Genomic DNA, 325 nt, shown 5'->3' on the forward strand with positions numbered 1-325 from the left:
GCACGGTGTGCCGCCTTTTTTATGTGTGCCGGAAACGATGGCGAGGGCAATCACAATGGCAATGGCAATGCAGATGCCGTTTCCGACGCGCCCTTGCTTTCCGCGCTACCCGTTCGCCATCTCCACGAGTTTCGCGACCGTGTTCATGTTGCGCGCGGTTCCCGTTTTCGCGGCCGGAATCTTGAGTTTGGTGTCCGCCATGCCGTCGTTGTAGAGCACATATATCTCGCGCGTACCGAGCGCCATTTCTTCATTGCGCTGGCCGCTTGCGTGGGCGAGGGCATCAGCAGGTGGAGGCGCGTCGAGAAAAATAGATCGGAAGAGC

The 325-nt window shown here is 58.8% G+C and carries 1 pseudogene; it reads right to left on the reverse strand.

From position 1 onward, the window contains the following. Window positions 1-105 precede the first annotated feature (105 nt). Window positions 106-325 (reverse strand): annotated as a pseudogene (locus EN859_RS36450) (hypothetical protein); the annotation flags it as partial.

Origin of the sequence: Mesorhizobium sp. M00.F.Ca.ET.216.01.1.1 (assembly GCF_004010325.2) — a bacterium.
Classification (GTDB): domain Bacteria; phylum Pseudomonadota; class Alphaproteobacteria; order Rhizobiales; family Rhizobiaceae; genus Mesorhizobium.